Genomic DNA, 12,738 nt, shown 5'->3' on the forward strand with positions numbered 1-12,738 from the left:
TTGATTATGAAAATAGATTCTTCATATCAAATAGATAAAAATAAAATAAAAAATAAAAAATTAAAATTTGCCATTATTGTTGCAAAATGGAATCCCGATGTGACAAAAAAATTATATAAAGGTGCTTATGAAACTTTAATTCAATCAGGTATTTTAAAAGAAGAAATAAAAACATGGGAAGTTCCTGGAAGTTATGAACTTATTTATTCTGCTAAAAAAATAGCTTTTTGTTATAATTTTGATTCAATTATTGTTATAGGATCCCTTATAAAAGGGGAAACTCATCATTTTGATTATCTTTGTCAAGCTATTTCACAAGGTATCAAAGATATAAATATTAAATATGATGTTCCTGTTATATTTTGTGTTCTTACTGATAAAAATAAAAAGCAATCTTTTGATCGATCAGGTGGAAAAATTGGAAATAAAGGAATAGAATGTGCAAAAACTGCATTATATATGGCTTTTTTTAAAAATTCTATTGAATAAAATAGTTCCTTTATGAAGGATATTATTCAATTTTTACCTAAAAAAGTAATCAATCAAATTGCGGCTGGTGAAGTTATACAACGTCCTTCTTCTGTATTAAAAGAACTTTTAGAAAATTCTATAGATGCAAAATCCAAAAGTATTGATATCTTTATAAGAGATTCAGGAAAAACATTAATTCAATTAATAGATAATGGAGAAGGAATGAGTTATAATGATGCTAGGAATAGTTATCAAAGATATACTACTTCTAAAATAAGAACCAATGAAGATATTTTTAGGATTAATACAAAAGGATTTCGTGGAGAAGCTTTAGCTTCCATTGCTTTCGTTTCTCAATTGGAAATACAAACTAAAAATAAAAAAAATCCAATTGGTATTCACATTCTTGTAGAAGAAGGAAAAATTAAAGAACAAATTCCTATTAACATGCTTAAGGGAACAAGAATTTCAGTAAAAAATATTTTCTATAAATTTCCTGCAAGAAGAATATTTTTAAAATCTTCAAAAATAGAATTTAAACATATTATTAATGAATTTTATAAAATTATTTTAGCACATAGAGATATTGTTTATCGTTTTTATCATAATGATAAAATTATTTATTTTTTAAAAAAAGCTTCTTTAAAAGAAAGAATAAAAGAAATTTTTATTAAAAATAAAAAATTACTCCCTATTTTAATCAAAAAAAATAAAATTATTATAGAGGGATTTATTAGTAAACCAAATTCTTCAATAAAAAAAGGAAATCATTTTTTATTTGTGAATCAACGTTGTATAAATAATATCCTTTTACATAAAAAAATTATTCATTCTTATGAAGGTCTTTTAAAAAATTTAAAAACAGTTTCTTATTTTATTTTTATTTACATAGATCCAATTTTAGTGAATTGGAATATTCATCCTACAAAAACAGAAGTAAAATTGGAAGAAGAAAATTTGATTTGTAATATGATTCAACAAGAAATCAAAAATATTTTATGTTGTCAATATAAAGTAAAAAAAGAGGAATTAAATAATTCAGATTTATTATTAGATTTTAATTCCTCAAAAAAAGAATCATTAATTTTTATGAATCATTATGATTCTTTTTTTGAGGAATTTTCTTATAAAGAAAAAGTAACTCAATTAGATAATTGGTTCCATCAAATGAAAAAATCTAATTATTTTATTGATGTTAATCTTACGAAAAAATTATCTAATTACATATTTCATGAAAAAAAAATAAAAACTTTTCAAATAAATGGAAAATATATAATTTTTTTATGGAATAATGAAAATATAATATTAGTAGATCAACATAGAGCTCATCAAAACATATTATTTGAATTTTTTTTTAAGGAAAGAAAAAAAAAATTAATAAGCCAAAAATTTCTTTTTCCAATTGAAATTAAACTTTTAAATAATGAATTTATTTCATTGAAAAATATTCAATATGAATTGATTGAAATGGGATTTCATTTATACTTTTGGAATCAATCTGTATATTTATATTCTATTCCTGAGAATATTCATCAAAATATATTAGTTGAAATTTTTCAAAATATTTTAACATATAATTTTATTAATGGAGCAAAAAATAATAAAAAAATACTTATTCAATCTATATCTAAATCTGCAGCTGTAAAATCCGGAACAGAATTACATTCTAATAAAATGGAATGTTTAATTAGAGATTTTTTTTCTTGTAAAAATATCAATTATACGTATTCAGGAGATCCTATATTTTTTATTTTTAATAAAAATTTTTTAAAAAAAACAATTTTGTAAGTGAATTTTTATACATCAAATTTCAATTCAGATGCTGTAAAACACTTGATTAGTATTAATATACTTGTATATACAGCTACCTTTATTTTTTCACAATATCAAATAGAATATCTACTTTCTTTATATCATCCTCTAGATGATCGATTTGAATTATATCAGATTTTTACTCATATGTTTGTACATTCTAAACATCTTTTTTTACACATAATTTTTAACATGTTAGCCTTATTCATGTTTGGAGGACAAATGGAAACTTTATTAGGAATCAAAAAATTTTTAATAGTATATTTTTTATCTGGTATTTTAGCTTCTTTATTACAATTAGGATTTAATACTAGTATCCTATATTATTTCGTTCATACATTGGATTTTTCACAAGCAAAAAAAATTTTTGATTATTTAAATCAAGAACAACGAATTAATCTTTATAGTTCAATGTATTCTCCTATGATGGGGGCTTCTGGAGCTGTTAGTGGAATAGTAGGAGCTTTTGCTAGATATTTTCCAGAACATAAAATATTTATTTTACCTTTCCCTTTTCCAATTGCTGTACGAAAAGCTCTTTTGATTTTTATTTTTGGAAGTTTTATTTCTGCTATTTTTAACTTTTCTCCTGGTGTTGCACATTTTGCTCATATTGGAGGAATTATTTCTGGTTATTCTATAGGAAATTTTTTTCTAAAAAAAAGAAAATAAAAAAACATATTTTAATAAATTATAAACTATTTTTTATAGAAAAAAAAATAGAATAAAATATAGGAAAAATATATCAATAAAAATATAAAAAAAAAGTATAAATAAGAATTTTGTCCATATATCGTAGTCATAGTACGATTCCAACGAAATTTCCAATTAAAAAAATTTAAAGGATTTTCTCTATCCCAGTCAATACTCATCCATATAAATATAGGTTTTCCGACTATATGATCTTCTGGTACAAAACCCCAATAACGAGAATCCGAAGAATTATGTCTATTATCACCCATCATGAAATAATAGTTTTTTTTTATTTTATAAAAATTATTTTTTTTATTATTAATAAAAAAATAAAAATATTTTTTTTCAATATTATTTCCTTCAGAAACAATAATATCATAATAAATGTTAATATTATTTGAATTTAATTTAATTAAATCTCCTTTTTTGGGAATCAATAATGGACCAAAAAAATCTCTATTCCAACCAAAATTATTTGGAAATATAGAATTTTCTTGAAAAGAAATTGGTAAAATATATTTTTTTATAAAAATTATGTTATCAAATAGATTTTTAATTTGAATTGCTTTTTTTTCTGTCAACATTATTTGATAAAAATATTCGTCATTTTTTTCTAATATCATTTCAACCTCTTCAATATTCATATTTTCTTTAATAAATTCTATATTTAATGGTATATTTTTTGTTTTAATAAGATAAATATGTTGTTTTTCTAAAATATTTTTTTTGTAAGATTTTTCTTTTTGATAGTTTACAAATAAATCTCCATTTTTTATATAAATTATATCACCTGGTAATCCAACACAACGTTTAATATAATTTTCTTTTCGATCTATAACTTTATGATTAGAATCTTTAGGATAATTGAAAACAACAATATCGTTTCTTCGAATTGGTTGTATTGGAGAAAAACGTAAATAAGGCCATTTAAAAATAGAAATATAAGATTTCCATTTACCAAAAATAGTGTTATGAGTAAATGGAATAGATATTGGAGTTATTGGCATACGTAATCCATAATGAATTTTACTTACTAATATAAAATCACCTACAAGTAAAGTCCCTTCCATAGAAGAAGTAGGGATTGCAAAAGGTTGAAGTATATAAGTATGTATAAGAAAAGAAAAAATCATAGCAAATAAAATATTAGATTCTATATCACTTTTTGATTTTTTTATTTTTGATAATTCAATATTTTTAGAGTAATTTATATAAAAAATATATCCTCCTAGAGTTAAAAAAAATAAAATAATATTTTTTTTTGAATTTTTTCCAAAATTTTTAAGTAAGTCTATCCATAAAATTCCAAATAAAAAAATACTTGTTAGTGGAATAAATAATAAAAATAACCACCATATAGATCTTCTATAAATTTTTAAAAGGATAATAATATTGTAGATAGGTATAATTAATCTATAAGAATCTATTCCTAATTTTTTATAAAGTCTCCATGTTCCTAAAACATGAATAAAATGTTCAAAACACAAAAAAATACTACTGAAAAGAAAATATTGAAACATAAAAATATACTTAATTTATATAAAATTTTTATATACCTAAAACTTCTTTCATAGAAAAAATCCCCCTTTTATCTTTTATCCATTCTGCAGCAATAATAGCACCTATAGCAAATCCTTCTCTATTATTAGCTTGATGTTTAATTTCTATATTTTCTATTTTAGATTGATATAAAACTCTATGTATACCTATTTCATTATCCAATCTTTTTGAAATAATTAATATTTGATTTTTTGTTTTTTTTTTATCTAAAATCCAGGTTTTTTTCATTTTATTCTTAATAATATTTTTTGCTAAAACAAGAGCAGTTCCACTAGGTCGATCCATTTTTTCTTTATGATGAATTTCTTCAATTTTTATTTTATAATTTATAGAATATGGAAATAGTAATTTTGATAATTTATGATTGATTTCATAAAAAATATTCATTCCTATACTAAAATTGGAAGAATATAAAAAAGTTCCATTTTTTTTTTTACATATATCTTTAACAAGATTAAATTTTTCTAACCATCCTGTAGTTCCACACACTACAGGAATATGATTTTCTATACAAATTTTGATATTATTAAATGCTGAATCAGGACAACTAAATTCTACTGCTACATCTACATTTTTTAATGAAATATTATAAGGACTTTTATTAGAAAAAAAAGAAATTTGATGATTTCTAATTTTTGCTATTTTTTCTATAGATTTCCCCATTTTTCCATATCCTATTATGGCTATATTCATATTTTTTTCAAATTTTTATATATAAAATTAATTATTCAAAGATAGATTAACTTTAGTTCTGAAATTTTATTTTATTAAAATAAATTATATTTATAATTATAAAATAAAATGAAAAAAAAAAGTAATTACTTTATAGAATAAAATTGAATATTATAGTGAATAGTATATGTATGAAAGAGTAAAAAAAAATATGATCAGTATATTATAATTATTATTTTATTTATTCAAAATAAAAATGGATAAAAACATTATAAAACCCACGTGGTGAAATCGGTAAACACGCCACTTTGAGGGAGTGGTATCCTCTAATAATGGATATGCTGGTTCGAATCCAGTCGTGGGTACAAAGTATTTATAGTAAAAATTTAAAAATAAAAGAATACGTTTTTTATTTATTATCCTAACTTCTTTAAAATAAAAGTTGAATAATATTATTTTATGCATCTATTTTAGTAGGTATATTATATTCTATACACTACCTATATAGAATAAATCCATTGATTCTATATAGAGAATATATTAAATAAAAATCATCTCTCTTCTTACTGATAAGAATAACTACTTCCCTATCCCAACTACAAATACCTATAATATAGAAAAAATTAGTTATATAATTTTAGGAATTATTAGATTTTTTTTCTGAATTATTATCTTTTTTTACACAAAAAAATGATTCCTTTCTTAACAAGCAGTAATTTTTTCAAAATTATCCTTTTATAAAAAAAATCCATATAAAACTATAATAGTTTCATTTTTTTTATTGGATTGTTTAAAGAGTCAATATTTTTTTATGAAAAATTTAATTTTATAATGAATAAATTTTTATTTACTTTACTAATATTATATAATAAATTTTATTTTATGAAATAACTCCAGATCCTATTAATTCTTTATCTATATACCAAGCTGCAAATTGTCCTTCATTTATAGCACATTGCATTATTTCAAACTCTATAAACATTCCGTTTTTTATTTTGTATAAAAATGCTTTTTGCAATGGTTGTCTATAACGAATTCTACAAAATACCTCCATTTTATTTCCATCTAAAAGTGCAAGATCATCTCTTATCCAATGAATATCTTTTTCTTTAATAAATAAAAATTTTTTATATAGACCAGGATGATTTCTTCCCATTCCTGTATAAACAATATTTTTTTTAATATCTTTTTCAATAACAAAAAGTGCTTTTTTATATCCTCCTAAAGAAATACCTTTACGTTGGCCTTTTGTAAAAAATGGTGCTCCTTGATGATATCCAATCAATTTACCATCCGATTTTTTATATTTTTTTTTTCTGGATAAAAAAAATAATTCTTCTTTTTTTGAACAAAAAAATTTTTTTTTTTTATTATATATTGAGGATTTTGAATTAATATTAATGATTTCTCCTTTTTTAGGAAGTATTTCTTGTTGAAGAAATTGGAATAAATTAATTTTTCCAACAAAACATAATCCTTGAGAATCTTTTTTAGATGCATTACACAATTTATTTTTTTCTGCTATTTTTCGTACTTGATTTTTTGTAAATGAACCTAATGGAAATAAAGATTTTTCTAATTGATATTGCGATAATTGACATAAAAAATATGATTGATCTTTATTAGAATCTTTTCCAATAAAAAGACGATAGATAATTTTATTATTTTTTATAATTATTTTTTTATTAACATAATGACCTGTAGCAATAAAATCGGCTCCTAAATCTATGGCTTTTTTTAAAAAAATATTAAATTTAATTTCTCGGTTACATAATATATCTGGATTAGGAGTTATTCCATATCTATATCCGTTAAACATATAATTTATAATGTATTTTTTGTATTCTTTTTTCATTTCCACTACTTGGAAAGGTATTCTCAATTTTTGAGAAACTAACATAGCATAAATACTATCTTCTACCCAAGAACATTTATTGGTATTGATATTAGAATTATCCCAATTATTCATAAATAAACCGATTACTTCATAACCTTTTTTTTTAAGAAGTAAAGCTGCAACACTAGAATCCACACCACCTGAAAGACCTACTACTACTCTTTTCATAATAAAAAGGAATATTTAATAAAAACTAATTATATATAAAATATTTTATTTTATGAAAACATTTCTCTAACACGATCAAAAAAAGATTTTTCTGAATTTCCAGGATGAGGAAAAAAATTTTCATTTTTTCTCATTTTTTCGAAAAAATTTCTTTGTTCTTCATTAATTTTTTTAGGAGTCCAAACATTTACATGAATGAAAAGACTTCCATATCCATATCCTTCAATATTAGGTAACCCCTTATTTTTTAATCTAAGAGTTTTTCCGGATTGTGTTCCAGGATCTATTTTAATACGAGCCTTTCCATTAATAGTAGGAACTTCTTTTGAAGATCCTAATATAGCATCTGGAAATGATATGTATAAATCATAATGAAGATTATTCCCTTCTCTTTTTAATTTAGGATGAGATATTTCTTCAATTAATACAATTAAATCTCCTGGAATTCCGTTAAATGGAGCTTCATTCCCTTTTTCAGAAACTTTTAATTGAATTCCTTCTGTAAGACCTGCTGGTATTTGTATATTAACTAATTCTTCTTCTTTAATTAATCCATGTTTATTTGCCCCATATGGAATTTTTTCAATATTTTTTCCAGTTCCAGAACATCTATTACATTGAGATGTTGTTTGCATTCTTCCTAAAATAGTATTAGCTATATGTGTTATTTGACCTGTACCCTTACAAGGACTACAATGTTTAAATTTTACTCCTTGAGCTACTTTAAGTCTTCTTACTCTCACTTTTTTTTCTATTCCATTAGCTATTTCTTCTAATGTTAGTTTTACTCTGATTCTAAGATCACTTCCCTTAATAGTTTGGTGTCTTGTAGATTTTCCAAATCCAAAACTAGAAAACCCTTCACCAAATGCATCAGCAAAAATATCCCCAAAATTTGTAAAAATATCTTCCATATTCATTCCTGATCTACCAGAGCTACTACCTTTTATACCGGAATGTCCAAATTTATCATAACGTTGTTTTTTTTCTGGATTTCCTAATATTTCATAAGCTTCCGCAGCTTCTTTAAATTTTTCTTCTGCATTTTTTTTATTATCCGGATTTTTATCTGGATGATATTTAATTGCTAATTTTCGATAAGCTTTTTTAATTTCTTCTGAAGAAGCATTTCTAGAAATATTTAATACTTCGTAATAATCTTTTTTCATTATGAAGATAAAAGTTTATTATTTACCGGTAATGACTTTAGCATGTCGGATGACTTTTTCCTGTAGGATATATCCAGATTCTATAATTTCTATTACTTTTCCTTTTAAATTTTCTGTTAAAACTGGTATTTGTGTAATTGCTTCATGAAAATCGGTATTAAAATCATCTCCTTTTTTAATTTTAATTTTATTCAATCCTTTTTGTTTTAAAATTTTTATAAATTTTTCCTGTATTAAAGAAATTCCTTTAATTATAAGTTCATCTTTTGACTTTTTAAGCTCTTTAAGACCTCGTTCAAAATCATCTAAAATTGGAATTAAATCTATAATAATTTGTTGATGAACAGTTCTAAATAGATCTAAACTTTCTTTTTTAATACGTTTTTTATAATTTTCAAATTCTGCAAAAATACGTAAAAATTTATCTTTTTCTTTTTCTAATTTTTCTTTTATAATTTCTATTTCCTTTAATGGATTATCCTGAATTTCTTCCTTTAATGGATTATCCTGAATTTCTTCCTTTAATGGATTATCCTGAATTTCTTCCTTTAATGGATTATCCTGAATTTCTTCCTTTAATGGATTATCCTGAATTTCTTCCTTTTTTTTTAATTTTTTTTGATTCATATTCATAAAATAAAAAATATTGATATAATAATTCTATGTTTTAGAAGCAAATTTTTTGCCATATTTTATAATTATGTCATTATGACAGGTTATAAAAATCCAATATAATTTTCATAAAGGATTAAATTTTAAGGTTTTTCGAATATTATTCAATCTTTTAAAAGCAATATTTTTGGCTTTTTTAGCACCTAAATCAAGAATACGATCTAATAAATATTTTTTTTTTATTAAAGAAAAAAAAATTTTTCTTTCAACTGAAAATTTTTGAATTATACATTCATATAAGGCTATTTTAGCCTCTAAATATCCATATCCCCCCTTTAGATATTTTTTTCTCATTTCTTCTACTCTATCTATAGGAGCTAATAATTTATACAAGTACATTATATAATTTTTATCTGGATTTTTTTTTTCGTTTAAAGACTTATTATCTGTATGAATACTCATAATTTGTTTTTTTAATATTTCGTCTGAAGAAAATATATCAATCCAATTTCTTTTTGATTTACTCATTTTTTTTCCATCTGTACCAGGAATTGACATAGTTTCTTTTTTAAGAAATGCTTCAGGTAATACAAATATTTTTTTTCCTATTTTTTTATTAAAACGATTAGCTATGTAACGTGCTATTTCTACATGTTGTAATTGATCTTTTCCTACAGGAATTATTTCGGCATTATAGAGTAATATATCAGCTGCCATTAAAATAGGATATGAAAATACTCCTACATTAATTTTTTCATTATTTTTCATTTTTTTTTTGAATGAATGAGCTAATGTAAGTCTTTGATAGGGGAAAAAACAATTTAAATACCAAGCTAGTTCAGTAACTTCTGAAACGTCGGATTGTCTATAAAGTAAACTTTTTTCTGTATTTAATCCAAAAGCTAACCATGCTGCCGTAATTTGATAGGTATTATAACGGATAGTTTCTAGATTTTTCATTTCTATCAGTGAATGTAAATCGGCTATAAATATGTACGAAAAATATTTAGAAGAATTATTAGCTATATTTATAGATGGAATGATAACTCCTAAAATATTTCCTAAATGAGGAATTCCCGTACTTTGAATTCCTGTTAACATATTTTTATTCATATAAAAATCATTTTATTTTATTAAATATTAACAAATGTAATTAAATGAAATATCATTCATTTATATAGATTTTTACTTTTTTATTTTTTAGATTAAAGCTTCTAATCCACTAATGATTTCAAGTATTTCTTTAGTAATATTAGTTTGTCTTTCTTTGTTATAATTCAACATAAGATTTCTTTTAATATCATTAGCATTTTCTGTAGCTTTATGCATAGATATCATACGTGAAGTATGTTCTGAAGTATATGATTCTAACAAACTTTTAAATATTTTTACGCTAATAAGTTTTGGAATCATATAATCTAAAATGACCATATTAGATGGTTCTAAAATAGAATATTCATATTCTGATAATTTTTTATTACTAAAAGTAGGAATAGAAATTGGAAGAATTTTTTCAACAATTACTTTTTGAAATAAAGTATTTTTTAGATAATTATATATCAAATAAATAGAAGAAATTTTTTGAGATAAAAAATCTTCAATAATTTTTTTTACAAAAAAATATATATCAGAAAAATTATTTAAAAATTTTTTTTTATATTCATATTCATACAAAGTATATTTTTTTGATAAGAAAAAATCAAACCCTTTCTTTCCAATAGAAAAAAAAATATCTCCATTTTTTACTGAATGATCTTTTTTTTGAATTATTTTATGAATTTTATCAAAAATTAAGGAATTAAATGAACCACATAATCCACGATTAGAAGTAATTACGATAAACAATTTTTTTTTTTTAGATGAAAAAAAATAATTATTTTTTTTTAAAATTTTTGTATTTTCATGGAATGAATATAAAATATTTTGAAATAATTGTTCTATATATTTTGAATATTTTTTGAAATGAATAAGAGATTCTTTTGATTTTCGTAATTTTATGATAGAAATCATTTTCATGGCTTCTGTAGTTTTTATAATAGAAGCTATAGATAAGATTCTATTTTTTATTTCTTTGGGATTAGACATAATTAAGAAGATAGATATTTTTCACTTAATTCAAGTGCCACCTCTTCTAATATAGATGCTGATGTTTCATCAAAAAAACCATTTTTTAAAGAATCCAATAAATTTTTGTGTTTCTCATTTAAATAAAAAAGATACTCTTTTTCAAAAGATGAAATTTTTTCAATAGGAATATTTTTTAAAAAATTTTTAGTTCCAGCATAAATAATAGCAATTTGATCGGAAATATTATATGGATTATGAGGGGCCTGTTTTAATATTTCTATATTTCTTTTTCCTTTTTGTATAATATTCATAGTTGTAGGATCTAACTCAGATCCAAACTGAGAAAAAGATTCTAATTCTCGAAATTGAGCTTGATCTATTTTTAGGGTTCCAGATATTTTTCTCATAGATTTAATTTGAGCAGATCCTCCTACTCGGGAAACGGAAATACTTTCATTAATAGCTGGACGTACTCCAGAATGAAATAGATTTTTTTCTAAAAAAATCTGTCCATCTGTTATAGAAATAACATTGGTTGGAATATAAGAAGATACATCTCCAGATTGAGTTTCAATAATAGGAAGGGCCGTTAAAGATCCTCCTCCCTTTACATATTTTTTAATAGATTCTGGAATATTATTCATTTGTTTTGCCATCTTTTGATCTTGTATAATTTTAGCAGAACGTTCTAATAAACGAGAATGTAAATAAAAAACATCTCCTGGATATGCTTCTCTACCAGGAGAACGTCGTAATAATAAAGATATTTCTCTATAAGAAACAGCTTGTTTGGATAAATCATCATAAACTACTAAAGAAGAATGACCTGTATCACGAAAATATTCTCCAATAGCAGTCCCAGAAAAAGGGGCAAAAACTTGTATGGATGCAGGGTCTGATGCTTTAGCTGCTATTATAACAGTATAATGCATAGCCCCTTTTTCTTCTAGAATTTTTGCTATTCTAGCTATTGTAGATCCTTTTTGGCATATAGCTACATAAATACAATAAACGGGTTTATCCGTTTCAAAAAATTCTTTTTGATTAATAATAGTATCAATAGCAATAGTTGTTTTTCCAGTTTGTCTATCTCCAATGATCAATTCTCTTTGTCCTCTTCCTATAGGGATCATACTATCTATAAATTTTATACCGGTTTGAAGAGGTTCTTTTACAGGTTCTCTATAAATAACACCTGGTGCTTTTCTTTCTAATGGCATTTCAAATAGTGGTCCTACTATTTCACCCTTTCCATCTATAGGATTTCCTAGTATATCTATTACACGTCCTAGCATACCTTTTCCAACTTTTATAGAACAAGTTTTCCCTGTACGTTTAATCATATCCCCCTCTTTTATATCTTTTGAATGATTAAGCAATACTATACTCACATAGTCTTCTTCTAAATTCAATACAATTCCTTTTATACCAGTATGAAATTCTACTAATTCTCCACAGAATGCCGAATTTAGACCAAAAGATCGAGCAATTCCATCACCTATTTGAACTACAATTCCATATTCAGATAATTTTGATTCATATTGAAAATCCGATAATTGTTTTTTAAGAATGGATGATATTTCAGAATATTTTAAATCGTACATGAAAATAAATACT

11 protein-coding genes and 1 tRNA gene are annotated in these 12,738 nt (G+C 23.1%); 4 read left to right on the forward strand and 8 right to left on the reverse strand.

The window, feature by feature from the left end; genetic code table 11:
- The first annotated feature begins 6 nt into the window (after positions 1 to 6).
- Genes ribH through DM780_RS02620 form a run of 3 tightly spaced genes read left to right on the forward strand, consistent with a single transcriptional unit; the run spans position 7 to position 2,955 of the window.
- Positions 7 to 489, forward strand: coding sequence for a 6,7-dimethyl-8-ribityllumazine synthase (gene ribH, locus DM780_RS02610; protein WP_110548871.1), 483 nt, complete (start codon positions 7 to 9; stop codon positions 487 to 489).
- A 12-nt stretch (positions 490 to 501) separates the two neighbouring features.
- Positions 502 to 2,259, forward strand: a complete 1,758-nt coding sequence (mutL, locus tag DM780_RS02615; protein ID WP_110548872.1) for a DNA mismatch repair endonuclease MutL — start codon at positions 502 to 504, stop codon at positions 2,257 to 2,259.
- Positions 2,260 to 2,955, forward strand: a complete 696-nt coding sequence (locus DM780_RS02620; protein WP_110548873.1) for a rhomboid family intramembrane serine protease — start codon at positions 2,260 to 2,262, stop codon at positions 2,953 to 2,955. It abuts the gene before it with no gap.
- Between the two features lie 26 nt (positions 2,956 to 2,981).
- On the opposite strand, the gene lepB is transcribed toward DM780_RS02620, so the two are convergent.
- Complete coding sequence (gene lepB, locus DM780_RS02625; RefSeq protein WP_110548874.1) at positions 2,982 to 4,496, reverse strand: signal peptidase I; 1,515 nt, start codon at positions 4,494 to 4,496, stop codon at positions 2,982 to 2,984.
- Positions 4,497 to 4,524: 28 nt separating this feature from the next.
- Complete coding sequence (gene dapB, locus DM780_RS02630) at positions 4,525 to 5,229, reverse strand: 4-hydroxy-tetrahydrodipicolinate reductase (protein ID WP_110548875.1); 705 nt, start codon at positions 5,227 to 5,229, stop codon at positions 4,525 to 4,527.
- Positions 5,230 to 5,484: 255 nt separating this feature from the next.
- Between dapB and DM780_RS02635 the strand changes: the two genes are divergently transcribed.
- Positions 5,485 to 5,573 (forward strand) — tRNA-Leu (locus DM780_RS02635).
- Between the two features lie 515 nt (positions 5,574 to 6,088).
- Here the strand turns inward: DM780_RS02635 and mnmA are convergent.
- The 6 genes from mnmA to atpA form a co-directional block, all read right to left on the reverse strand.
- Positions 6,089 to 7,273, reverse strand: coding sequence for a tRNA 2-thiouridine(34) synthase MnmA (gene mnmA / locus DM780_RS02640; RefSeq protein ID WP_110548876.1), 1,185 nt, complete (start codon positions 7,271 to 7,273; stop codon positions 6,089 to 6,091).
- A gap of 50 nt (positions 7,274 to 7,323) precedes the next feature.
- Entirely contained in the window at positions 7,324 to 8,445 is a 1,122-nt protein-coding gene (locus tag DM780_RS02645; RefSeq protein WP_110548877.1) for a DnaJ C-terminal domain-containing protein, read from the reverse strand.
- A 15-nt stretch (positions 8,446 to 8,460) separates the two neighbouring features.
- Positions 8,461 to 9,069, reverse strand: coding sequence for a nucleotide exchange factor GrpE (locus DM780_RS02650; protein ID WP_110548985.1), 609 nt, complete (start codon positions 9,067 to 9,069; stop codon positions 8,461 to 8,463).
- A gap of 111 nt (positions 9,070 to 9,180) precedes the next feature.
- Positions 9,181 to 10,167 carry a tryptophan--tRNA ligase gene (gene trpS, locus DM780_RS02655; RefSeq protein WP_110548878.1) on the reverse strand — a complete coding sequence of 329 codons (987 nt, stop codon included), beginning with the start codon at positions 10,165 to 10,167 and terminating at the stop codon, positions 9,181 to 9,183.
- An 87-nt stretch (positions 10,168 to 10,254) separates the two neighbouring features.
- Positions 10,255 to 11,139 (reverse strand): ATP synthase F1 subunit gamma, encoded by an 885-nt coding sequence (atpG, locus tag DM780_RS02660; protein ID WP_110548879.1) that lies wholly within the window; start codon positions 11,137 to 11,139, stop codon positions 10,255 to 10,257.
- Positions 11,140 to 11,141: 2 nt separating this feature from the next.
- A complete protein-coding gene (gene atpA, locus DM780_RS02665; protein WP_110548880.1) occupies positions 11,142 to 12,725 on the reverse strand; it encodes a F0F1 ATP synthase subunit alpha in 1,584 nt (527 codons plus the stop codon).
- Positions 12,726 to 12,738: the final 13 nt, after the last annotated feature.

The sequence above is a fragment of the Blattabacterium punctulatus genome (assembly GCF_003226695.1).
GTDB classification, from domain to species: domain Bacteria; phylum Bacteroidota; class Bacteroidia; order Flavobacteriales; family Blattabacteriaceae; genus Blattabacterium; species Blattabacterium punctulatus.

Coding starts and splice junctions, on each gene's coding strand:
- ribH (WP_110548871.1), top strand. CDS start 7: ATGAAAATAGATTCTTCATATCAAATAGATAAAAATAAAATAAAAAAT.
- mutL (WP_110548872.1), top strand. CDS start 502: ATGAAGGATATTATTCAATTTTTACCTAAAAAAGTAATCAATCAAATT.
- lepB (WP_110548874.1), bottom strand. CDS start 4,496: ATGTTTCAATATTTTCTTTTCAGTAGTATTTTTTTGTGTTTTGAACAT.
- dapB (WP_110548875.1), bottom strand. CDS start 5,229: ATGAATATAGCCATAATAGGATATGGAAAAATGGGGAAATCTATAGAA.
- mnmA (WP_110548876.1), bottom strand. CDS start 7,273: ATGAAAAGAGTAGTAGTAGGTCTTTCAGGTGGTGTGGATTCTAGTGTT.
- DM780_RS02650 (WP_110548985.1), bottom strand. CDS start 9,069: ATGAATCAAAAAAAATTAAAAAAAAAGGAAGAAATTCAGGATAATCCA.
- trpS (WP_110548878.1), bottom strand. CDS start 10,167: ATGAATAAAAATATGTTAACAGGAATTCAAAGTACGGGAATTCCTCAT.
- atpG (WP_110548879.1), bottom strand. CDS start 11,139: ATGTCTAATCCCAAAGAAATAAAAAATAGAATCTTATCTATAGCTTCT.
- atpA (WP_110548880.1), bottom strand. CDS start 12,725: ATGTACGATTTAAAATATTCTGAAATATCATCCATTCTTAAAAAACAA.